This window comes from Psychrobacter sp. P11G3 (assembly GCF_001435845.1).
Taxonomy (GTDB): domain Bacteria; phylum Pseudomonadota; class Gammaproteobacteria; order Pseudomonadales; family Moraxellaceae; genus Psychrobacter.
This window is the reverse complement of the sequence record NZ_CM003596.1, coordinates 2,403,298-2,427,667: the sequence shown is the minus strand read 5'-3', so window position 1 is coordinate 2,427,667 and position 24,370 is coordinate 2,403,298. Positions and strand designations below refer to the sequence as shown.

At 44.4% G+C, this 24,370-nt stretch carries 18 protein-coding genes and 2 pseudogenes; 10 read left to right on the top strand and 10 right to left on the bottom strand.

Features of this window, described 5'->3' with window-relative positions:
- Positions 1 to 50 precede the first annotated feature (50 nt).
- From AK824_RS09730 to AK824_RS09710, 5 genes are all read left to right on the top strand, one after another.
- On the top strand, positions 51 to 992 hold the full coding sequence (locus AK824_RS09730; protein WP_057761095.1) for a DMT family transporter: 942 nt from the start codon (positions 51 to 53) through the stop codon (positions 990 to 992).
- A 209-nt stretch (positions 993 to 1,201) separates the two neighbouring features.
- A complete protein-coding gene (locus AK824_RS09725) occupies positions 1,202 to 2,962 on the top strand; it encodes a TrkH family potassium uptake protein (RefSeq protein ID WP_057761093.1) in 1,761 nt (586 codons plus the stop codon).
- Positions 2,963 to 3,029: 67 nt separating this feature from the next.
- A complete protein-coding gene (locus AK824_RS09720; protein WP_057761091.1) occupies positions 3,030 to 3,731 on the top strand; it encodes a potassium channel family protein in 702 nt (233 codons plus the stop codon).
- 44 nt (positions 3,732 to 3,775) lie between these two features.
- Complete coding sequence (locus tag AK824_RS09715) at positions 3,776 to 4,318, top strand: DUF3124 domain-containing protein (protein WP_057762569.1); 543 nt, start codon at positions 3,776 to 3,778, stop codon at positions 4,316 to 4,318.
- A gap of 142 nt (positions 4,319 to 4,460) precedes the next feature.
- A complete protein-coding gene (locus AK824_RS09710; protein ID WP_057761089.1) occupies positions 4,461 to 4,880 on the top strand; it encodes a PaaI family thioesterase in 420 nt (139 codons plus the stop codon).
- 21 nt (positions 4,881 to 4,901) lie between these two features.
- Here AK824_RS09710 and AK824_RS09705 read toward each other — a convergent pair whose 3' ends face one another.
- The 10 genes from AK824_RS09705 to AK824_RS09660 all read right to left on the bottom strand — a co-directional run bounded on the left by AK824_RS09705 (position 4,902) and on the right by AK824_RS09660 (position 16,155).
- On the bottom strand, positions 4,902 to 5,591 hold the full coding sequence (locus AK824_RS09705; protein ID WP_057761087.1) for a c-type cytochrome: 690 nt from the start codon (positions 5,589 to 5,591) through the stop codon (positions 4,902 to 4,904).
- Between the two features lie 87 nt (positions 5,592 to 5,678).
- Complete coding sequence (locus tag AK824_RS09700) at positions 5,679 to 7,280, bottom strand: flavin monoamine oxidase family protein (protein ID WP_057761086.1); 1,602 nt, start codon at positions 7,278 to 7,280, stop codon at positions 5,679 to 5,681.
- A gap of 70 nt (positions 7,281 to 7,350) precedes the next feature.
- Positions 7,351 to 8,655, bottom strand: a complete 1,305-nt coding sequence (locus AK824_RS09695; RefSeq protein ID WP_057762567.1) for a cytochrome c — start codon at positions 8,653 to 8,655, stop codon at positions 7,351 to 7,353.
- Between the two features lie 190 nt (positions 8,656 to 8,845).
- Entirely contained in the window at positions 8,846 to 9,460 is a 615-nt protein-coding gene (locus tag AK824_RS09690) for a YceI family protein (RefSeq protein WP_057761084.1), read from the bottom strand.
- A 271-nt stretch (positions 9,461 to 9,731) separates the two neighbouring features.
- Complete coding sequence (locus tag AK824_RS09685) at positions 9,732 to 10,556, bottom strand: PAP2 family lipid A phosphatase (RefSeq protein ID WP_082624628.1); 825 nt, start codon at positions 10,554 to 10,556, stop codon at positions 9,732 to 9,734.
- 138 nt (positions 10,557 to 10,694) lie between these two features.
- The gene (locus tag AK824_RS09680) at positions 10,695 to 11,168 is read right to left on the bottom strand and encodes a diacylglycerol kinase (RefSeq protein WP_057761083.1); all 474 of its coding nucleotides are present in this window, start codon (positions 11,166 to 11,168) and stop codon (positions 10,695 to 10,697) included.
- A gap of 178 nt (positions 11,169 to 11,346) precedes the next feature.
- Positions 11,347 to 12,687, bottom strand: coding sequence for a sensor histidine kinase (locus AK824_RS09675; RefSeq protein ID WP_057761082.1), 1,341 nt, complete (start codon positions 12,685 to 12,687; stop codon positions 11,347 to 11,349).
- A 127-nt stretch (positions 12,688 to 12,814) separates the two neighbouring features.
- Positions 12,815 to 13,510, bottom strand: coding sequence for a response regulator transcription factor (locus AK824_RS09670; protein ID WP_057761080.1), 696 nt, complete (start codon positions 13,508 to 13,510; stop codon positions 12,815 to 12,817).
- A gap of 107 nt (positions 13,511 to 13,617) precedes the next feature.
- Positions 13,618 to 15,324, bottom strand: coding sequence for a phosphoethanolamine transferase (locus AK824_RS09665; protein WP_082624627.1), 1,707 nt, complete (start codon positions 15,322 to 15,324; stop codon positions 13,618 to 13,620).
- A gap of 141 nt (positions 15,325 to 15,465) precedes the next feature.
- The gene (locus AK824_RS09660; protein ID WP_197411796.1) at positions 15,466 to 16,155 is read right to left on the bottom strand and encodes a Crp/Fnr family transcriptional regulator; all 690 of its coding nucleotides are present in this window, start codon (positions 16,153 to 16,155) and stop codon (positions 15,466 to 15,468) included.
- Positions 16,156 to 16,240: 85 nt separating this feature from the next.
- Here AK824_RS09660 and AK824_RS09655 point away from each other — a divergent pair, with 85 nt between their 5' ends.
- From AK824_RS09655 to AK824_RS09645, 5 genes and pseudogenes are all read left to right on the top strand, one after another.
- Positions 16,241 to 17,032: a class II aldolase/adducin family protein gene (locus tag AK824_RS09655; RefSeq protein WP_227511153.1), complete on the top strand. Its 792-nt coding sequence runs from the start codon at positions 16,241 to 16,243 to the stop codon at positions 17,030 to 17,032.
- 7 nt (positions 17,033 to 17,039) lie between these two features.
- Positions 17,040 to 17,912, top strand: coding sequence for an alpha/beta fold hydrolase (locus tag AK824_RS09650; protein WP_057761076.1), 873 nt, complete (start codon positions 17,040 to 17,042; stop codon positions 17,910 to 17,912).
- A 1,011-nt stretch (positions 17,913 to 18,923) separates the two neighbouring features.
- A pseudogene (locus tag AK824_RS13820) lies at positions 18,924 to 19,802 on the top strand (ESPR-type extended signal peptide-containing protein); the annotation flags it as partial.
- A gap of 183 nt (positions 19,803 to 19,985) precedes the next feature.
- Positions 19,986 to 20,495, top strand: a pseudogene (locus tag AK824_RS13815) (hypothetical protein); the annotation flags it as partial.
- Between the two features lie 327 nt (positions 20,496 to 20,822).
- On the top strand, positions 20,823 to 24,370 hold a 3,548-nt coding region (locus AK824_RS09645; RefSeq protein WP_413772220.1), incomplete at its 3' end, for a beta strand repeat-containing protein.

Genomic DNA, 24,370 nt, shown 5'->3' with positions numbered 1-24,370 from the left:
AAAAGCCATCAAACATGATTAAGAAAGTTCGTCATCCAATAGGATAGTCGATGAATGACTCGCTCAAACAAACCAGTATTCAAAAGACCACTTGGCTGGTGCCTTTCGTTTGTCTGCTGGCAGGTGGCGCACTCACTGGTATCTCGACCAATGTGGCAAAGTACGCTATCGATGTCGGTCTGACCCCATTAGGGTTTTTGTTTTGGTCAATTACTGGCGCTGCTGTTATTTTATTCATGATAGCGCTCATCAGAAAAGAACTTACTCCTCTTAATGCTCGCAGCTTAGAGTATTACTTTGTCGCGGCGCTTGTCAGTGTCGCAGCCGCCAACTTACTGTTATTCTCTGCCATTCCTCATGTGGGCGCAGGTTTCGTCGCCTTAATCCTCTCATTGCCGCCACTGCTAACTTATCTTGGTGCGCTGATACTACGCATAGAGCAATTTTATATTGTCCGTGCGCTTGGGGTCATCGCAGCACTCATCGGGGCAGGAGCATTAGCCATACATAAATTCTCTGCGCCAGATTCTAGTGTGTTTTGGATTTTAATCGCGCTTTGTGGGCCAGTGCTACTTGCTATTGGTAACATATATCGGACATTACGCTGGCCTGATAATGCGTCTTCTGGCGCACTCGCTCCAGGTATGTTGATTGCGGCAGCGCTGCTGCTAGGCTTGTTTGGTATGATGTCAGACTTTTCTATCGCTGTATCTTTAGAGAGTTGGCTACCGCTAAGCATGATAGCTATACAAGCATGCGTATTCGCTGGACAGTTTTTACTATTATTCCTACTACAAAAGACAGGCGGGCCTGTGTTGCTAAGTTTGTTAGGCGCAGTAGGAGCCATTGTCGGCGTGCCCGTCGCTATTTTTTTGCAAGGGGAGAGTCCACCAGAAGGTTTATTTTTAGGTGCGACTTTAATTGCGATTGGCGTGGTATTAGTCACATGGGGCGGTGTAAAAATAGCAAGAGTAAAAGAAGAAGTTTCATAAATGTGTATAAGCGATAGTACTAAACTATAGAGTTATTAAAACCGTTACTTCCTAGTGGGCACTTCTTATCTCGCTCGGATTATCAGTATCTAACTTATCAATAGCTGCGATGACTCAATAATTGGTTACGATTAACTCAAATCACTTTTTGTGGATACGACAAAAAAGGAGTATAAGTATCGTGGTTATTGTTGTCATGGACTCAGGCTATGAATGCAGCCACGCGTTATCGATTATTAAACAATTTTACGATTCTCATTAGTGTTATCGGGGTAGCGATTGCATTGTTAGATAGTGGTTTTACACTACCAACATGGCTCCAGCAAGTATTCCATATTTTCTATTTGGTCATTATCTTTCTTAGTTTTATGGTGACCGCTGGGCGTTACATCTATACCAAAAAGCCATTAACCTTCAATAAAGTCGCCGTCTTTGACGCACTGACCAGCATTGCCATTATCATTTTATTGACCGCGCATTTTACGGACTTAGTACGTTCGGGCCTATCTGCTGCCGTTGATGGCTTTGTCGCGATAAAGATAGCGGTGTTTGTCACCTTCGTCCGCGAACTCTCCGATCATAATTTCAATCTCAATCGTACCTTTCTACATCCTGCGCAGTTTTTTATTCTGAGCTTTTTAGTCGTAGTGCTGGTTGGTGCATTGCTATTGATGATGCCCAATGCGACGACGCAGCCGCTGTCTTTTGTGGATGCGCTTTTTACCGCGACCAGTGCGGTTTGTGTGACAGGGCTTATCGTCGTGGATACTGCGACCTATTTTACGACTTTTGGCCAAGTTATTATTATGGGTCTGATACAAATTGGCGGCTTAGGTATTTTGACCTTTGTGACCTATTTTAGTTATTTCTTTAAGGGCGGTGTCAGCTATGAGACGCAAGCCAGCATCAGCGAGATGTCTTACATGCGCGGTATGGGTGATGTGGTGTCGACACTCAAGTCTATCTTATACGTCACGTTTGCTGTCGAGGCGGTAGCGGCTGCGCTGATTTATATCAGTATTTATGATATACCCAATATGGATTGGTCTGAGCAGCTATTCTTTTCAGTCTTTCATGCGATTTCTGCTTTCTGTAATGCTGGGTTCTCTACCTTTAGTGCTGGCTTGTACGATGATTCGCTACGTTTTAATTATTCACTACAGCTGATTCTGGCAATGACATTTATCTTCGGTGGTATGGGTTTTACCATCGTGGTCAATGTGCTTAGGTATTTACGTTATCGTGCTCAGCGGCTGATAAATCGTCATGACCAACGCTATATTTATCAGCCTTGGTTACTTAATATTAATAGCCGTATTACTTTGATTACCACAGGCGCATTACTGCTAGTCGGTCTGATTGGGGTGATGATATTTGAATACAATAATGTGCTCGCTGACCATACCAGTTTCCTCGGTAAGCTAGTAACAGGGTTCTTTACTGCGGCTACCCCGCGTACGGCAGGTTTTAATGTGATTGATATGGGTGAGCTGACTTTTCCAACGGTGATGCTGACGATATTTCTGATGTGGATTGGGGCATCACCAAACTCGACAGGTGGGGGTATCAAGACCAGCACCTTTGCGATTGCGCTATTAAATACATTGAGTCTGGCGCGTGGTCAGACCAAGATAGAGGTGTTTAAACGGGAGATTGCGGAGATTTCCGTTCGCCGCGCATTTTCTATTATGTGGTTGTCACTACTGGTCATCGGTACGGGCGTGACGCTCATCAGTTATGATCAGCCAGAGCTTGATTTGATTAAAGTAGTATTTGAGTGTTTCTCAGCTTATAGCACGGTGGGGCTAAGTTTAAACCTGACAGCAGACTTATCAGATTTTAGTAAAATAGTGGTTTCGGTCATTATGTTTGTTGGCCGCGTCAGTATGCTGACGATATTTATCGCGCTACTAAAAAATATGCGCCAACGCAATTATCGCTATCCTACGGAAGAGATTACGATTAACTAATTCGTCGCAAACAGACTGTGTTGTTCTTAATAAATAGCAAAAAATATTAAAAAAGGTTGGTTAAGTTATGAAGTACATCATCGTAGGGCTAGGAAATTTCGGTGCATCATTAGGCTCGGCATTGACCAGTCAAGGGCATGAAGTAATTGCTATTGATAGTAGTATGCAACGGGTGGAAGCTTACAAAGAAGTGATTTCGCATACGCTGTGTATGGATGCCACGGACGAGTATACGGTTAGCGGATTACCAATCGTTGATACTGATATTGTCATCGTGGCGATTGGCGAAGATCAAGGTGCCAATGTTATGGCAACAGCGCTATTTAAGACGTTAAAAGCCAAGCGTTTAATCAGCCGTAGTATCAATCCGCTACACGAAAAAGTCCTACAAGCCATCGGCGTGGATGATTTGATTCACCCTGAAAAAGAGGCAGCCAATCGCTGGGCCAAGCGTCTGTCATTACGCTACTTTGTCGATTCGTTTGAATTGAGCGATAACTTCAGCATGGTAGAGATTAAGATTCCAAATGTATTGATCGGTAAGACTGTCGACGACTTACAGTTAGAGCAAAAGTTCAATATCCGATTGCTTAGTACGTTGCGCTATGAGTATTATGAAGACAGCTTTGGTCGTACGCAGAGCAAGCCTAGTATCCAAGGTTTGGCGACGCCTGAACAAGTACTGCAAGAGCGCGATGTACTAGTGATTTATGGTGCCAACAAACATATCAATCAGTTCTTACGTAGTGTGGGTGTGAAAATAAAATAGCAGCTTGCCATTGCAGTAATACCAGAAGGTATAGGGAAATGATTATGAATAAGCGAAGTATCTCTGTCCTACTGATCGCCATAATGACACTACTGTCAGGTTGTGATCAGTCCGCGCAAGACCCGAACGTTCTTTTGTCTGAGCATCAAAAAGACCCGATTAAAGAGTTGGCGATTACCTCAGACGTGGATCACAGTCAGTTTGGTTACAAGCAAACCTTTTATGTGCCGATTTATTCTGATATCTATACCGATAGAGACGCTCGCAAAGTGCTGCTATCGGCGACGCTGAGTGTGCGTAATACCACGCTCAAAAAATCACTGTATATCAATAAAATTGATTATTACGATACAGATGGAGCATTGGTCAAATCATATCTAGATAATCCTATCGAGCTACCAGCGATGGCCACGCTCAACTACATCGTCGAAAAAGAAGAGGATAAAGGCGGTTCTGGTGCTAACTTTATCATCGAAGTTGAAGGTGTAGATGAAACCGTCAAACCAGTGATAGAAGCGGTCATGATCGGTAACTTTAGTAATAAAGGATTTGCCTTTAGTACAGAAGGCACGCCCGTGATACATTGATATATGTATAGTCGGTACATAGTTTAGAATATTAAAAGCGCGCAGTGGCATAGGCGAAAATAGTTTCGATTTTGCCAACTAGTATTGAGCGTATAAATGTATTAATCGAATCAACATGGACAGTTCAATTCAAGGAAGAGTTATGTCTGCAACCAAAGAAGAAATCAGTGCCTTTATGGCATTGGAGTTTCCCCAAACCAAATGCGTCGTCGAGGCGGTCAATGAAAATGGCGCGACCTTATCGCACGAGATTGGCATAAACGAGCTGCGTCCCGGTGGCACAGTCTCGGGACCGGTCATGATGGCCGTTGCTGATGTCGCTATCTATGTGGCGATACTCGGAAGAATAGGTATTGTCCCATTAACGGTGACGACGAGTTTGACCATCAATTTCTTGCGTAAGCCATCAGCAAGTGCTCGTATTATCGCTGAATGTACCTTGATGAAAGTAGGGCGCACGTTGATAGTGGGTGAGGTATCTCTGTATTCAGAAGGGTGTGATGATATGGTGGCTCATGTGGTCGGCACGTATTCGGTGCCGCCTAAGCATATTGAAGGTTAGCTAGTTTATAGTGTATTTTACTTACTCACTAGGGTCTGATCCTGGTGGGAAGTCATGGCGTAGCTGTGCGACATTGGCAGCGTTCACTATATCAGTGAAATTATTTAGATCGCTATGCACATATTGTGTGACAGCTGCTATTTGCTCATCACTCATCATGCGATGAAAAGAGGGCATACCGCGCAGACCATTGATAACGACACTAATAATATAATACTTGGATTGCATCTTACTGTTGTCAGCTAATGGCGGATAGTAGCCTGCGCCTTGCGCACCGTCACCTTTTTGCATATGGCAACCTGCACAGGAGTCATCGTAGAGCTTTTTACCATTGGTTGTGAAAAACCCCGTTTTACCTTGTGTGCTTCCTTCAAATTTAGTGAGCCACTGCTGCATGCTAGCATCATCGCTCATTTTTGGTATTGAGCGCACATCGACAATATTGCTGGTGGGCTTAGCCAACTCGTTTTTGGACATATATACGCCGCCCCATGCGCCTTGATTGCGACTGGATTGATTGTCAAAATTGTTGTCGAATACCATTGGTGTTGTCTGCGGGTGGGCGATAGTAGCTAAGTTTTCTGCTTTATACTGACTACAGCCTGACAACGTTGTTAACGCTATCGATCCACCAACCATGAGCATCATTATTGCCTTGCTCGATCTGAGTGAGCTAGATGGTTTGTTTGGATTTACTACCACTATGTTCATGACTGTTCCTAATGTGCTTAGTCTCATTGTTATTATCCTTGCTTGAACGGCAGAGTTGTTGTTCAAAGCTCATTACTCAAAAGCTGGCTATCCAAGCTTTTTAGCCTTTTGGTGCAAGCGTTTGGCGGCATCCATACCAGATAGAATCGCGCCTTCTTGCCACGCAGGAATGTGCGAACAGTGCTCACCTGCCAGTACGATACGATGGTCCATTTCGCAGAGTGTCTCATAGTACTGCTCACGGCTGGACTCGCTCCAAATACCGTAGCAGCCAAGCGACCAAGGGATACGGTGCCATGCGACAGACGTGCCCGAACGGAACTCTTTGGTATATTGCGGATGAATCTGTTTGCCATAGGCGAGTGCGGCATTGATACGTTCTTTAGGTGTCAATGAGTTAAATTTGTATGAGGCTTCCCCAAATCCATACGCGCCAAGTAGCACGCCCGATCCTGAGCTAAACATATCTTGTGACGGGTAGGAGATTTGTGAGATAGGCATATCGGTATAAGTGATGCCGCCATAGATCCATTCATCCTCTTCCCAAAACCTTCGTTTGAACTCCAAACCTACTTTATACGAGCTGTCATAAGGAACGGCTGCCATCGCTTGTTTCATTGGCGCGGAGACATTGATATCAATCTGCGTCAATATGGATAAGGGAATAGTGCAAATGCACCAATCCGCGCGCACGGTTTTGGCTGCACTGTCAGGGCTATTGCTATCGACATAGTCAACGGTAACCCCAGTTTCGTCTTGATTGATTTTAGTGACTTTGGCATTGAACGTAATCATATCGCGGCATTCACGTGTGAACGCATCACCGATTTTCCCCATACCGCCGACAGGCTGAAACATCGTTGGTTGATGCACATGCACGGTATAGTTGCTATAAATATCCGACCACATACCTGAGTCTAATAGTTTATCCATTGGTATGGGGGTTGATGGCTTGGCATCCGGCATCAATCCACCACCTGGATACACACTATAGCCACGATGCTTACCTGTTTCATGACTTTTGATATAGCGATAGTTGTTATCTAACACGCCCCAGCCCTTGAGACCTTCGAGTAATTTTTCTTTGTCCTCTTTATCTACCGTACTATCGAGGCTGCCTTTATTGACGGCTTTGGACAACAACTCTGACACATAACCGCGTATATCGCTTTGCACTTCGCCCAAGCGCTGCGGTGCACCATCGAAGTGATTGGTACGATGCAGATAAGCACGATCATTGGTTTGGATAAAGGGCTGCAATGCCACGCCGAACTTTTTGCAGTAATGAAAGACCGCGTAGTGATGAATGGGCAAGCGCCATGGCCCACCATTAAAGTAATTGCCTTGTTTAAAGTCGCAAGTGACCTCAGCACCGCCAAGTTCAGTATATTTGTCACCACTATTGAGTGTCCAGCTACGTCCACCGCCACGATTTTGGTACTCAAGCACAGTGACTTTGTAGCCTGCTTTGCGCAGCTCATAGGCAGCAGTAAGACCGCCCAATCCTGCACCCAAAACCACGATACTAGCGCCAGCCGGTGCGCCTTTAAGATTCATCTCTTCTTTGAAGCTCGACTCGGATGCAAACCCCAACGTGGTCATCGCTTGATACATCGCGGTCGCGCCTGCCGTTTTACCTATCATTGAGAGCAGTTGCCGCCGTGTGGGAGATTGGAGCAGGTCATTCATAGGGTTATCCTTATCGTGCTAAGTCTTTGCGTTTTTATTGAAAATACTAATTTAGGCCTATTCTTTATAGCTAACTTTTCTCTTTTATCACGCGTATCACATCATCCGCGCTGACATCGCTGTTTGGTAAACCACCAAATTTAACTCGTACGTAGTTAGTAATATCAGCAATCTGTGTAGGGCTTAAGTCTTTTGAAAAGCCGGGCATTTTTGGTGCTGTGTTAAATGCACCTTTTGCCCCAAATGCAATGACGCCAATGAGTGCATCAGGTTTTACGCGGCGAATACTACTGAGACCAACGATGGATGCATAACGCGCATCGGGCTGGGCGTAACCATCGACGCCATGACAGCTGGCGCAATGTGTCAGATACAACTCTTTTGGCGAGTTGCTGTTCAGACCGCTATTGTTGGCACTGATGACAATATTCGTTTTGGCCTGCGCTAGATAGTCTTTTTGTTCAAGTAAGTTATAAGTAATGGAGTTGCTGACTGGCTGCGGCAGGCGAGACACATTGACTGGTATCAGATAATCATCGGTCTTAATGGCTGGAACGACTTTTAAATAGTCAGCCATCGCTATCAGGTCTTCATCAGTGAGATAACGCGTACTATGCGCCACGGCTTCTGCCATCGGGCCGCCCGCATAAGCGCGCTTATCAATCGTGCCTGTACGTAGATAATTTACGATATCCATTTCGCTCCAAAGGCCGATACCCGTATCGTTGTCAGGCGTGATATTCGGTGCAAACCATTTACCAAGTGGTGCGCCGGATAAATAGCGGTCTTTATCGAGGCCTTGAGTTAAGTTGCGCGGTGTATGACAAGTGCCGCAGTGCTCTAAGTTATTGACCAAATATTCACCGCGCTGCTGAGTGTTCGTCAGCCCTGAGCGATTTTCAGTAGAGGGCACATTGATGACATTCCATGCCAGCATTAAGCTACGAATATTTAACGGGAAAGGCAAATGAGTGGTTTTTTCAGGTGGTTTGTCTACGATAGGAACGGTCTGAAAGTACGCGAACAAGGCGCTGATATCCTCATCTGTCATGCCATGATAAGACGGGTAAGGCATCGCAGGATAAAGCTGATGATTGGGTGCACGACCTTTTTGCAAGGCCTTTTTGAAATCGGCTTCGGTATAGTTGCCGATGCCATAGCGCGTCGATGGTGTGATATTGGTCGAATAGATATTGCCAATGGGTGTCTCAATTGGTACGCCGCCACTATAGTCATCACGGTGGCAAGCCATACAGTCAGCGGTACGCGCCACGTAAGCGCCGCGATTGGCAAGCGCACTATTAGCAGGGCTGACATTTGGTAGGGTTATTCGACTGGGTAAAGTATCTCTTGTCAAACTGACAGTGTCTGCCATCACGAAGTTAGACACTAAGCTGAATCCCAATGTCAGTGTTATTATCGAAGAAAATGACAATGCTGGCACGACGGCAGAAAGTGGCTTCACAATGTCCTTATAATACCGATGAATCATGTCTAATTCCTTTTTAAGCTTCCTGCAAATCACTACCAGTATCCATTCAGACAATGGCGAAATATTAAAAATACTACTGTCTGGCGGCTTCGACCTTGATACTTAAGTCAAGGTTTTTGGTCAGTCCGAACCAAGCGAATTTATTGATATTCCATTTTGTGCGATTAATCGTAGCAGTGAACTCGCCACCGCAAACATCTTTTCTGATGCTCGTGTTTAGATAACAATCAAACTTAGTCGCGGTTAGGCTAATTGGGTGGGTCTCACCATGCAGAGTCAGTTGTCCATCTACCCGAGTGACCTGAGGGCTTTTTTTATCTTGATTAAAATGCCATTTCGTCGATTCAAAATATGCTGAAGGAAATCTCTGCATATCAAAAAATTCAGGCCCAGTTAGACTATTATTAAAAGAAGGGTTGCCCGTATTTAAGGAATTTATCGGTATGATCAGTGAAATGTCGCCTGTTCTTCGGTTTGGATCGTATTGCAATTGACCTTCGATATTGTAAAAGCCACCAGTCGTGGCTGAACTCTTAAAGCGTTCGATAGCAAATCGGATATGAGTGCTGGCAGGATTAATAGCGTAACTAGCAGCTTGACTGCTATTTGCAGTGCCTACGAGTAGCAATGGAATGGTCAAAGAAGAATAGATATACGATGGTTTTGGCCTAATAGACAACAAGCGCATAGCTACATTCCTTTACAGCCTATCGAAATAGGGGAGCTTATTCACAAGCGCTATCCGTGCGTTTACTTAACAATAAGCCAATGATTGTTTATTATTTATACAGGGTTTTTCAAATACTTAGTAGTGCTATTTTAGTAAAGAGTTAACGAATGACTCTGTCATGTCTGAACGTCAATTCCAAGTATGGATGCTAAGTACTGATACCTAATTATTGAAGCTGAGTACTTATGCAACAGTACTGATGCATAAGTACTGAACCTAAGTGCCAACTTTAAGTATTAGAGTGCTCAATGCTAGACAAGCTAATATCAGTATGTCTTTTATCGTCGTTGGTGCTGTGTGTTTTATTCTTAATCGATTGTTTGAAAAATAGGGCTGCGAGCGCACAGGCTATGGTTAATGACAGTAGCATTGAGACCAATGTATGGCTAAAGAAGTGATCGCCAAACAGCATCTTATACAGTCCCATTGTCCAGCCTAAGACCGTTACTGATATGACTATCTGGTAGCAGTATTTTCTTAATGTCGGTAAAAAAGCCAGTCCATATAAAGAAAACCCTGCGCTGGCGTGAGCCGCTGGGAAGCATCTGGCAGGCGTTGCTGCTACGATGTTTTGCCAAAGGTTGAGGTAGGGTAAATCCCCATTAAAAATAGCTAAGTCATTTGGGCAGCTAACATGGGTGACGCCTTTGAGCGTGGCAATAGTAGCAGGTACAATCGCCAATATAATCAGTAGGTAGCTAATCTCGCGCATAGATAAAGGAAGCAGAGATTTATCAAGCTTATAATGACTGAGCTTACTGCGATTGAGCTTATTACGGTTTGGTGCAGTAGCATTAAGCCTTGACTGTCTATACTTGATGATTAAAACCGCTATGAGATAGACAGCCAATATAATCAATAATACTTTGGGCAAATCATAAAAGATAAATGCATAAGGCTGTGCGCCTTTTTCGAGTAGCCAGTGTCCATTATTGTAAAAAATCTCACTGATGCGTACATCTAACTGACTGTGCTCAAAAACTAAGGTGGCCATGATGGTCACGCACAGTAGTTTTAGCCAGTCCCAAGTCATTGCGTTGTTTTCTGAAGTCATGACTACACCTAATAACGTATATGCGATGTTAATAGTTCTTAATACGACCTTCGTTTTATTGTTTGTCTAAGATAGTGCTAGCAGCGCGTTTCGCTGTTAGGCGAGTGCTCGCCATGCTTTAATAAAATAGAGCAGACTTTAATAAAATAGCGCAGACAACGCCATTACCCATAAAACCATTAACAAACTTAACGCTAAGAACTGTGCTGCAGAGCCGACATCTTTTGCGATTTTTGCGAGCGGGTGTTTGGCGGTTGAAGTATGGTCGACGCAAGCTTCGAGTCCTGTGTTGATTAGCTCAACAATCAAAGATAAAAAAGAAGCGACGACCAGCATCATTTTTATACCAAGCGCAAAAGGCAAAACGATGACAGCAGCTAGCAGTACAAGATTGAGCCACACAACTTGTCTAAAAGCCGCTTCAAATTTATATGCGGCTTTAAAGCCATCTATAGAGTAACTAGTGGCTTTTATAATGCGAAGGATTCCCGTTTTACCTTTGGCATGACTCGCAAAGCTATCAGCTGCGAGTGCATTATCATGCGTCGTCTGATTGATAGAACTATGCTCGGCTGATGGGTCTACAAGGTTGGTATGAGTGATTTGCTTCATAGGGCATTCTTAATGGTCTATTGAAATTAAGATAGCCTGAGTATAAGACGGGAGAGGTTAAGAAAACGTTAAGAGGATATAGAGAGGTAAGAATAAAGCGTAATGGGTGTTTAAATTTTTCATTTCCCAATCAGCAATTATGATTGGGAGGTGAAGATGTCTTTGGACTATCACGAGGTTATTTATAATAAATACTAAAGGTGCTACCACCTGAGCGATTGGCTTGGTGAGTGAGCTGCCAGCCCATATGCGACATGATACGCTGGACGATACTGAGTCCTAGACCTGAGCCTTCAACCTTATGTTTTGTCTCATGCTCTGACAACAGGATTGTTTGCTCGTCTTTATACTGAGACTCTAGTCGCTCAAATCGTTCATAAAGTAAAGGCATCATCGCCTCAGGAATACCTAAGCCAGTATCAGTTACCGTAATTTTTCCGTCATCAATAGTAATGGTTACCTCGCCATCATCGGTATATTGAAACGCATTTTTTATGAGGTTGCCCAATGCCATTTTTAGGAGTTCGGGCCGTACGTAAGCGCTGTATTCCTGCTCAGCAATTACCTGACAAGTGACAGACTTATACCGCAGTATGTATTTTAGGCGCTGCATTTCTGCTAAAGCGATATTGTTGATAGAGGTTTGCGGTGCGTCTAACTTTTCAGGCGCGCGCGATAGTAGAAGCAGGGCGGTTATAATCTCGGAAGTTTCTTTGGCCGTGGTACTGATACGGTTGGTAAATTCATTTAAGTGGCTGTCAGCGTCTAATTGCGAGGCCAATACCTCGGAAGCCCCCATGATAATGGTCAACGGTGTGCGCAGCTCGTGGCTGACATCACCAGTAAATAGTTGCTCGCGCTTGAGGTACTGCTCTAACTTGTGGTTTTTCTCATCGATAGCCCTTGCCAAGACACCGACCTCAGATGGCAAGTGTGTCAAATCGCTTAAGTTATGATGATCGGTCTCAACGGCTCGCTTTAAATCCAATAGAGGCTTGATGATTTGTTTAGAGGACAATTGGGAAAAAATAGCGGCGATAAGTAAGCTTAGAATCACGGCTACTTTTAACGTATCTGCAAATATGTCTTCTAGGTGCTCGAATATCGCCAAGACTGGATAATTTCCCATCACCATTTCGGTGTTTTCTAGGTAAGTCAAAATATAGGTTTGACCATCTTGAGTATAGGCAAAAAGATGCAGGTTGGCATGACCTGCTCCAGAGGCTTTATTAACAGTGACAGAAGTCTCTTGCACCGTGTCATTGGCTATCGCTTGTAAACTAGTAGGTGCTTTATCATAGCGGTAAATCTTGATACCTGGGTCAGCGACATAGATAGGCTGGTCACCGTATTTTTCTTGACTGAGTTCTAGCTGCTGCAATAGGCGAGCCTTGACCAAATCTTGCTCTATTCGGCTCTCTGCGTACAAGAAAATACTGACAAAAGCTGCGCACAGTAATAACGCGAATATGAAGTAAGACAGTCTGAATTTATTGGCTATCGAGTCTATATTGAGCATGGCGTAAGACAACTTAATAGAAGAATGCGATATATAACATGGCTGTATATAATAGAGCGACAAATACAATACGGTCAGTCGGCTAGTAAGTCACATGAGGTTTATTTAATCCATACTGCAATCATGACTACGCGCTTGCTGATTTATTAGGGTCAACAACTTGATAACCCACGCCAGGTACTGTGACTATCATAGGTGTGTCAAATGGCTTATCAACCTGCGCCCGCACGCTATGCATATGAGTGCGTAGCGCATCACTGCTGGGTATATCCAGACCCCATACCTTTTCTTCAATCTCAGTTTTACTGACGACTCTAGGCGCTGCACTTATTAGGATGTGCAATATTTTAAAGCCAGTTGGGGTAAGCTTCAGTGATTGTCCCTCACGCATAATAGTATGCTCACTATTGTTTAAGGACAACGCTCCGACCGCAATACTGTGGGCAAAATGATCGTCCTCATGGCGACGTATGAGCGCTTTGATACGGCACTCCAACTCGACCAACGAAAACGGCTTGACCAAATAATCGTCAGCACCGCTATCAAAACCAGCGACTTTATCTAAGATTGTATCGCGAGCCGTGAGCATGAGCACAGGCGTCTTGTCATGCAGCTCTTCTCTGAGTTTTTTGCACAGCTGCGTGCCATCCATACCGGGTAGCATCACATCGAGTAGTATCACATCATAACGATTGTTTGAAGCAAGTGTTAGCCCGCTATAGCCGTTGTGCGCGTTGTCTAACTCAAACCCTTTTGGCTCAAAAAAAGCATAAATATTGGCCACGATATCGGGGTTGTCTTCAATAACGAGTATCTTGTACATGATGCTGACCTAAAAAATAGTGGTTACCTAAAAGGACTGAGTAATATAAAAACGAATGTAGTGAGCTACTTTTAACAAATTATTTGAAGTAAATTATTTTTAGCCACTCAACTAGAATGACCCAATTTAAAAAAAGTTGCTGCACCTTTGACTTCATCGGTCGTAATACCAAAAAAGCTAAGCAATGTCGGGGTAATAAAATCGTGCGACACTGGCTGATTAACCATACTAGAAAGACTTTCAGTATCGATAGTATTGCTGTTGGGCGACCAAACTATCGTAGGCACGTGTTTTTGGGTATCTGGTGCGAACTTATAGGGCAAGCCGTGCAAGTAGATATTATTTTCACCCAAACTCTCCCCATGATCACTAATATATACCATTACCACATCATAATCTTGCTCATAAGGCTTTAACGTATCAATCACATTACTCAAAAAGTAATCGGTATAACGAATCGCATTATCATAACCATTTATCACAGACTGAGCATCACATTTAGACAGCTCATTGGTCATGCAGACAGGGTTATACGCTTCAAATGCTTTGGGATATCGCTGGTAATAAGCGGGGCCATGATTACCCATTTGATGCAGCAGAATAAGCGTATCTTTCGGTGAGCTGCCTGATTTAACCAGTTCATCAAAACCATCAAGCATACCGATATCTCGGCATTCGACATCACAGTTCGGATTGGTATCAGCTGTTTTGTAGTCTTCAAAAGTAACGCGATCAGCCACGCCTTTTGAGCTAGAGTTATTGTCCCGCCAAATGACATTGACCCCTTGCTTGCTTAGTGTATCTAGTACGTTTTCATTATACTTGGCTGTATCGATATCGTAGTCTGCTCGATTTGCATAGCTAAACATGCAAGGTACGGAGTAGGCCGTAGAGGTTCCACAAGAGACAGCATTCTGAAAACTATAGAGGTCTGACTGCTTTGAGAGCAGCGGTGTGGTATTACGTGTATAGCCGTTCAAACCGAAGTGATCTGCGCGAGCCGTTTCGCCAACCACAAACACCATTAGTTTTGGTTTGCCATTGTCATCCACACTATTAGCAGGTGCCACGCGTTTTGCGTCTGTCGCATGTAATGTGAAAGTATCAGGACGGCGCAGCTCATTGACATAGTTTTCGCCAAGTTTGATCGTAGAGTAAATAGGCGTGATCGGGTTAGCATAAGAACGGACTTGTTTATGCTGACGAAAGAAGCTGGCGTACTGGTCACCAAATGGTAAAAGACACGCTGCGATCAGTGCGATAGACAATATCAACGTGGCTGTTTTTTGTAGAATACTGCGTTGCCAAGTAAAGCGTTTTAGACGAATTTTGCTAATGATAAATGCTGGCAACACGCCTAATATCAGCAGTCGAATGACCATGCTGGGGGCAAATAATCCCATCGCCTCTGCTTGATCGGTCTCCAGACTGTTAATCAGCATGTTGGTGTCAAATATCGTCCCATAAGCATCGGTAAAATAACCGCAGATAGCGGCAGTAATCAGTAGCGCAGTCAACACTGGTTTGGCAATAGGGCGATAGCAAAGCAGCTGTAATACCAGCCACATTAGTCCAAACAATAAACCAGTAATAGACAGGATAAATCCGACGTTTGTGCTAAATGGATAGACATTTAACACCTGCTCAAAAAAGCCAATATTGGCAGTCGCCACCAAATATAAAGCGACGATAATAATAAGATAACTGAGATTTACCTCACGACCGTAGAGCTTACTAAGGTAGCTGGTCTTTGTATTGGCGTTGGGTGCGTTGATTTTTAGCACATTGGTCTTGATGACTTGAGATATTGACATACAGATACTTCTCAACAGATGGTAGGAAACGTTATTCCTTACCATAGCAAGTGGTCTGTTAAGAAGATGTTAAGGCAGTTGATGCTAACTCTAATAAGTTAGATATTGTGTGGATTGTTGAGACGGCTTTATATATTCAAGTCAGGCAGGATTCATCATTGCCATTAACTGAGGTTTGTCCTTTATAGTGATAAAACCATAGTGCATATCGATAAGGCCTTGTTTTTGCCATGATTGAATGATTTTATTGATGGTTTGTCTGGTGGTGCCAAGCATAAAGCCCAGCTCTTCTTGCGATAAGCGCAGCTCTATTTTGATATCGTCTCCTATTTGCTTACCATAAGTGTCGATCAGTCCAATCAGCATGCTAGCCAGTCGCGCTGAGGTATTGAGTGAGGTAGCATCATCAATCCAGTCAAATGCTCGTCGGATTCGCTCGCAGGTTATAAGCGCAAGGTGCTTGTATAAAATCGGATGCAACTGCGCTGTCTGAATGACTAGATTTCTTGGGATAGAGATTAGCGTTACTTTGTTAATCGTCCATGCATCATGGGTGCGAGGATTGTCATCTATGATAGATATCTCACCAAACCACTCACCACTAGATAGATGTGCCAGTGTCATGGCATGTCCACTAGCGCTTACATTACAGACTCTAATCGTACCCGACACGACAAAGTGTAGCGCCGCATCATCGTTGTCACCGATGGCATGAATCATTTGACCTTTCGGGTATACCTTTAGCACCGCATCGCCTGCCAGTAGCGGCTGCACAATGGCTGGCAATTGACTAAACCATGGGTCGTTATTTAAATAATGATTGATATTCATAAGTGTAATGTTTTTGACAGATTTGGTTTTATGAAATGGTGTAAAGTAATCATTCAGGATATCTAACACAGTAAAGGAATACACCATGCAAACAACTATGCAAACCGCGACATCAACCGATTCAACCTCGAGTGTACACCATAATATGAGCGAACAAGAGTGGCAGATGCGCGTAAATCTTGCTGCCTGTTATCGAATGATTGCTTCTTATGGTTGGGATGATTTGGTATTCACTCATATCTCTGCACGCGTACCGGGTACTGAGGATGAGTTTTTAATCAACCCGTACGGGATGTTATTTGAAGAAATTACCGCCTCTAGTTTGGTCAAGGTCAATAAAGCAGGCGAGAAAGTAGCGCCATCAGAGTTTGAGGTTAATCCAGCTGGATTTATTATTCATAGTGCGGTGCACGAGGCTCGTGATGATGCTCATTGCGTTATCCATCTACATACAAATGATGGCGTTGCCGTCTCAGCGCAAGAAAAAGGCTTACTGCCTATCTCGCAACAATCATTATTTCCGCTATCCAACTTGGCATACCACGACTATGAAGGCGTCGCATTAAACCCTGAAGAAAAGGTTCGTTTGGTTGCTGATTTAGGCGATGCTCACTTTATGATTTTGCGTAATCATGGTCTGCTCACCTGTGCCGATACGGTGGCCAATGCGTTTTTATACATGTATATCATGCAAAGAGCCTGCGAGATTCAGATCAAAGCGCAGAGTGGGGGCGGTGCATTGACGCCAATACCAGCACAAATATTGGCTGGTATCCAAGCTGCATCAGAGCAAGTCACCCGTGGCGCGAATGGTGATATCGCCTGGCCTGCATTGTTGAGAAAATTGCGCCGCACTGATCCATCGTTTGAGGAGTAAGTCTCTAATGATAACTCTTGATGAGTGGCAACGGCAGGGGCAATATGAATCCATTCATGGGCATCAAATCTTTACTCGGTATGCAGGGGATAAAAGTGCGCCTGTATTGCTATTGATTCATGGTTATCCTAGTGCTAGCTGGGACTGGGAGGGCATGTGGGATACACTAACCGAGCATTATTATGTCATCACACTCGATATGCTGGGGTTTGGGTTGTCAGATAAACCCAAAAACGCACGCTATCTAATCAGTGAGCAGGCTGATATTTATCAAGCTGTTTTGCAAAAACTGGGCGTCAGTGATTATCATATATTAGCGCATGACTATGGTGATACGGTGGCTCAGGAGTTGCTAGCCAGACAAATCGAAGGGAGTGCTGAGCGACACATCGCTAGCGTATGCTTCTTAAACGGTGGTCTGTTTCCTGAGACGCACAAACCTATCTTGGTACAGAAGCTATTGCTATCGCCATTGGGTTTTCTGGTATCAAAGCTGATTAATAAGCAGAAATTTGCGGGCAGTCTACAGCGGATATTTGGTGCCGACACGCAGCCCACAGTAGAGGTGATAGATACGCTATGGCAGCTGTTAAATCACAATGATGGATTGGGTGTGATGCATAAGCTGATTAACTATATGCCCCAACGTCAGCAGTACCGCGAGCGATGGGTAGGTGCGATTATCGACAGTACTGTACCGGTGAAATTGATCGCAGGTGCCAAAGATCCTATTTCAGGACAGCATATGATTGATCGTTATCGCCAGCTGATACCCAATGCTGATATAACCAATATGCCTATGCTAGGTCACTATCCGCAGATAGAAGACTCAGCGGCGATCACAGCAGCCTATCTACAATTTAGACGCAGTATTCTGTAAATACAGTTCAATCTAACAAACGCAGGGCATCAAATGGTGCTCTGCGTTTTTTTATATGGTGAGCACTGAGTGCATCGCTGTCTCTTAGTAAGTATCTGTACGGCTATAGCTAGTCAGTATATGTCGTCTATGCTCTACGCCTATCTGGTGTGCCCTTACTCAACTCTGCTCTTTTATCATGTCACAAGCTGCATTATTAATGTCGTCGTTTATATTAGCTATTTTTACTTATGCGATTCAATTCACAATAACTTTCTATTTTTAATTCTGTTTATTTTAATAAAAATAAAATATAGCTGAATATATTTGTTTGGCTGAATATATTTGTTTGGCTGAATATATTTGTTTGGCTGAATATATTTGTTTGGCTGAATATATTTGTTTGGCTGAATATATTTGTTTGGCTGAATATATTTGTTTGGCTGAATATATTTGTTTGGCTGAATATATTCACTTAAAAGAATATAAAGAAAGCAGGCATTAGTCTTTTGCAATATTGCTGAGTATAATTTTTATATTAATGTTCTATATGTCTTTATTAATAATGATTATTGAAAGCATAAAAATTGTAGAAAAAATGTATCTCGGAAACTCAGTTTCTCCATTGGTTTATGCCTTACAAATAGAGGGATTGGCCATCAAATAAAATCTGAAAAATTTAGATTTATGAGAATTTTGTAAGTGTATGTTATATATATATATTATCATTTGTATACAAGTTTTTTATGCGTATAAAAATATGGTAGTTCTTATCACCTAAAAAATCTATTACTGCTTAATTAACATTGATTACACAATGTCTGTATATAATCGTTTTTGTGATTGATTATTTTATTGTTTGTACTAGAATACTAAATAAGCGTATCTATATTGTTAGTCATATATCCAAAGTATTTCTAGCACAAAGAAGTTTTAAATTTAAGTCTAAAGTAATGTTGCCTTATTTACAGCAGAGAACCATAAGTCCTTCCGTGTTGTACGAGCTCTTTAATTGATAAAGGAATAGAGATTATGAACCGTAACTATAAAGTCATTTGGAATAGATCGTTAGGGTGCTTTATGGCCGTTGCAGAATATGCAAAGAGTCGAGGCAAGTCGTCTAGTAGTGCTGTGACATCAGGTGCGAGCACTCTGTCAACAGGAGGCACGCAAGCATTCACTCTAAGCGCGCTACGATCAAGTATGGTAACTGCTGGTCTGAGCAGTCTAGTATTTATCATCTCTCCACAAGCATTGGCTGAAACTGGAACATTAGGTGGTACAGGTTCTGGTACAGCTATTTCAAATTGTATAGGCGCTAATCAAGCAACAACTCCAGATGCTACAGGTAATGGTGGTGAGGAAGCTGTTGCTATTGGCTGCTATACTAAAACTGGTCAGAATGCGCTAATCGTTGATAGACTGAATCCTAACAGTAACTCAACCACTGCTGATAATAGCAATATTGCATTTAGCACAGAGGGTCAGGAGGCTGGTGCTACAGCAATAGGGTCTGGTGCGGAGGCATTGGGAGCAATCTCAACAGCTTTGGGTACTCAGGCTAAAGCCACGACTAGCTCAGCAGTGGCGATTGGTGCAGCAGCGCTTGCTTCAGGTAATACATCATTGGCTATTGGTCGTCAGTCTGCTGCTACTGCTGATTTTGCGCAAGCACTAGGCAATGTGTCTTCTGCAACTCAGAAAGGAGCGGTTGCTGTTGGTCATTCCGCTGCCGCTACAGGTTATCGTGCTATTGCAATTGGTTCTGCTGATATGGACCCTGCTGCAAACCAATTTGCTTATCAAACTAACGGACAGACAACTGCTACTGCCGCTAACTCTATTGCGCTTGGTGGTGGAGCGCAGGCAACTGAAACTAGGACGCTCGCTCTTGGGACTGGTGCAACAGCAAATAGTGCAAATAGTGTTGCATTGGGTTCTGGTTCAGCGACTGCTGCGTATGTTCGAACCCCAACGGGTACAGTTAACGGCAGGACTTATACCTATGCAGGCACACCTGCTACTTCAAGCACAGTAAGTATTGGTGCATCAGGTACTGAGCGTACTTTGACCAACTTGGCTGCTGGTCGCGTGAGTGCAACTAGTACAGATGGCATCAATGGTAGTCAATTATTTCAAACTAATGCAGAGATAGGCAACCTAGCAGCCAATACAGCCAGTGCACTGGGCGGTAATTCTGCTGCAGGCACAACCAATGGTGGTATTACAGCGCCAAGTTATACGATTGTAAAAACAGATGGCACAAACTATGGTGTTGCTAATAATGTTGGTACAGCGCTGTCAAATTTAAATACAGAAGTTGTAAAGCCAATTACTTTTGCAGGTAATAGTGGTAGTTCAACTCGTAAGTTGGGCGAAACGCTCACTATCTCTGGTGGATTGGCTGGTGCGGGCTCTAATAGCAACATCAAAACAGTTGTAACTGGTAATACGGTCGATATTCAACTTGCTAATGCTCCAGTTTTTACTGGGCAAGTAAAAGCCAATGGTTTTGATGCAAGTAATGCTAAGATTACTAATGTGGCTGATGGCACTGTTGCTTCAGACGCTGTGAACTTGGGACAGCTACAGTCTATTAGTACCAGCGCAGGTGCTAAGACTGACGCTTTAGGTACTAGCACGGCCACTAATTTAGGTGGTGGGGCGTCATACGACACTACTACTGGTGCAGTTAGTACGCCTGTTTATAGTGTAAATAATGTTAACCGTACAGGAGTTGAAGCAGCGATTACTGCGCTAGATCAAGGTTTTACGTTGCAAACTAATGGTGCAAATGGAGCAGCTGTAAAGGCAGGTGATACTGTAGACATTGGTATTGCTGCAGGTGAAAACAATTTAACAGCTGTAAAAACTGGTAACAATATCGCATATAGTTTGAATAAAAATCTAGACTTAGGCGCAGCAGGTAGTGTGAAAGCTGGCGGTATTACAGTGAATAACGCTGGTGTCACTGTTACAGGTGGTGCAAATGATACGGTGCTTTTAAGTAGAAATGGCCTTAACAACGGTAACAATAAAATCACTAATGTAGCTAGTGGTACCAATGCAACCGATGCTGCCACATTTGGTCAGTTGAGTACAACCAATACTAATGTCGCGACAAATGCTGGTAATATTGCAACCAATACAGGTGATATCACGAACCTTCAAGTACAAGCAGGTCAAGGTTTTAATATCAGTGCTGCAGGTGGTGCAAATGACAATGTTCAACTAGGCGAGACCGTTAACTTTACTAATACCGATAACAACCTTGTAGTCACTAATACAGATAATACTATTAATTATAATTTAGCTAAGGATATTGATTTAGGTGCAACTGGTAGCGTAACAGCAGGTGGTTTGACGGTAAATAACTCAGGGGTTACCGTGACAGGTGGTACCAATGATACGGTAATTCTCAGTAGAAATGGACTTAACAATGGTAATAATAAGATTACCAATGTAGATGATGGTACAGATGCTAGCGATGCAGCAACCTTTGGACAAGTCACAGCTGTTGATGACAAAGTAGACACGTTAGGTAGCAACACCGCAACCAACCTAGGTGGTGGTGCTACTTATAACGCAGCAGATGGCAGCGTAAGTGCTCCTGCTTATACGCTAAATAATGGCAACAACGATGCTGGTACTACAAGCTACAACAACGTAGGCGCTGCACTTGGCAATCTTGACACACGTACCAGAACCAACACTGGTGACATTGCTAACATTCAACAGCAAGCGAACCTAGGCTTCAACATCGGTGCGGACAACGGTGCAGATGACAACGTCCAGTTAGGTGAAACCGTTAACTTCACCAACACAGACACCAATTTGGTTGCCACGGTCTCAGACAACGGTATTAACTATGATTTAGCGGACACCATCACCGTTGATAGCGTCACAGCTGGTGACAGCCTCTTGAACAACGATGGTCTCACTGTCTCGAATGGCCCTAACGGTCCTGTATCGTTGACCAATACTGGCCTTGATAATGGTGGCAACACTATTACCAACATTGCTGCCGGCAGTCTGGCTGACGGTTCAACCGACGCTATTAACGGCAGCCAGTTGAACACCGCAGCGGACTCTATCGCAACCACCTTGGGCGGCGACTCAATCTTTGACCCTGCGACAGGAACAGTCACCTCACCGAACTACGTGCTTGATGACGGCACCAACACAGGTACTAGCGCTGCGCCGTTTACTAACGTAGGCGCTGCACTTGGCAATCTTGACACACGTACCACAACCAACACTGGTGACATTGCTGACATTCAACAGCAAGCGAACCTAGGCTTCAACATCGGTGCGGACAACGGTGCAGATGACAACGTCCAGTTAGGTGAAACCGTTAACTTCACCAACACAGACACCAATTTGGTTGCCACGGTCTCAGACAACGGTATTAACTATGATTTAGCGGACACCATCACCGTTGATAGCGTCACAGCTGGTGACAGCCTCTTGAACAACGATGGTCTCACTGTCTCGAATGGCCCTAACGGTCCTGTATCGTTGACCAATACTGGCCTTGATAATGGTGGCAACACTATTACCAACATTGCTGCCGGCAGTCTGGCTGACGGTTCAACCGACGCTATTAACGGCAGCCAGTTGAACACCGCAGCGGACTCTATCGCAACCACCTTGGGCGGCGACTCAATCTTTGACCCTGCGACAGGAACAGTCACCTCACCGAACTACGTGCTTGATGACGGCACCAACACAGGTACTAGCGCTGCGCCGTTTACTAACGTAGGCGCTGCACTTGGCAATCTTGACACACGTACCACAACCAACACTGGTGACATTGCTGACATTCAACAGCAAGCGAACCTAGGCTTCAACATCGGTGCGGACAACGGTGCAGATGACAACGTCCAGTTAGGTGAAACCGTTAACTTCACCAACACAGACACCAATTTGGTTGCCACGGTCTCAGACAACGGTATTAACTATGATTTAGCGGACACCATCACCGTTGATAGCGTCACAGCTGGTGACAGCCTCTTGAACAACGATGGTCTCACTGTCTCGAATGGCCCTAACGGTCCTGTATCGTTGACCAATACTGGCCTTGATAATGGTGGCAACACTATTACCAACATTGCTGCCGGCAGTCTGGCTGACGGTTCAACCGACGCTATTAACGGCAGCCAGTTGAACACCGCAGCGGACTCTATCGCAACCACCTTGGGCGGCGACTCAATCTTTGACCCTGCGACAGGAACAGTCACCTCACCGAACTACGTGCTTGATGACGGCACCAACACAGGTACTAGCGCTGCGCCGTTTACTAACGTAGGCGCTGCACTTGGCAATCTTGACACACGTACCACAACCAACACTGGTGACATTGCTGACATTCAACAGCAAGCGAACCTAGGCTTCAACATCGGTGCGGACAACGGTGCAGATGACAACGTCCAGTTAGGTGAAACCGTTAACTTCACCAACACAGACACCAATTTGGTTGCCACGGTCTCAGACAACGGTATTAACTATGATTTAGCGGACACCATCACCGTTGATAGCGTCACAGCTGGTGACAGCCTCTTGAACAACGATGGTCTCACTGTCTCGAATGGCCCTAACGGTCCTGTATCGTTGACCAATACTGGCCTTGATAATGGTGGCAACACTATTACCAACATTGCTGCCGGCAGTCTGGCTGACGGTTCAACCGACGCTATTAACGGCAGCCAGTTGAACACCGCAGCGGACTCTATCGCAACCACCTTGGGCGGCGACTCAATCTTTGACCCTGCGACAGGAACAGTCACCTCACCGAACTACGTGCTTGATGACGGCACCAACACAGGTACTAGCGCTGCGCCGTTTACTAACGTAGGCGCTGCACTTGGCAATCTTGACACACGTACCACAACCAACACTGGTGACATTGCTGACATTCAACAGCAAGCGAACCTAGGCTTCAACATCGGTGCGGACAACGGTGCAGATGACAACGTCCAGTTAGGTGAAACCGTTAACTTCACCAACACAGACACCAATTTGGTTGCCACGGTCTCAGACAACGGTATTAACTATGATTTAGCGGACACCATCACCGTTGATAGCGTCACAGCTGGTGACAGCCTCTTGAACAACGATGGTCTCACTGTCTCGAATGGCCCTAACGGTCCTGTATCGTTGACCAATACTGGCCTTGATAATGGTGGCAACACTATTACCAACATTGCTGCCGGCAGTCTGGCTGACGGTTCAACCGACGCTATTAACGGCAGCCAGTTGAACACCGCAGCGGACTCTATCGCAACCACCTTGGGCGGCGACTCAATCTTTGACCCTGCGACAGGAACAGTCACCTCACCGAACTACGTGCTTGATGACGGCACCAACACAGGTACTAGCGCTGCGCCGTTTACTAACGTAGGCGCTGCACTTGGCAATCTTGACACACGTACCACAACCAACACTGGTGACATTGCTGACATTCAACAGCAAGCGAACCT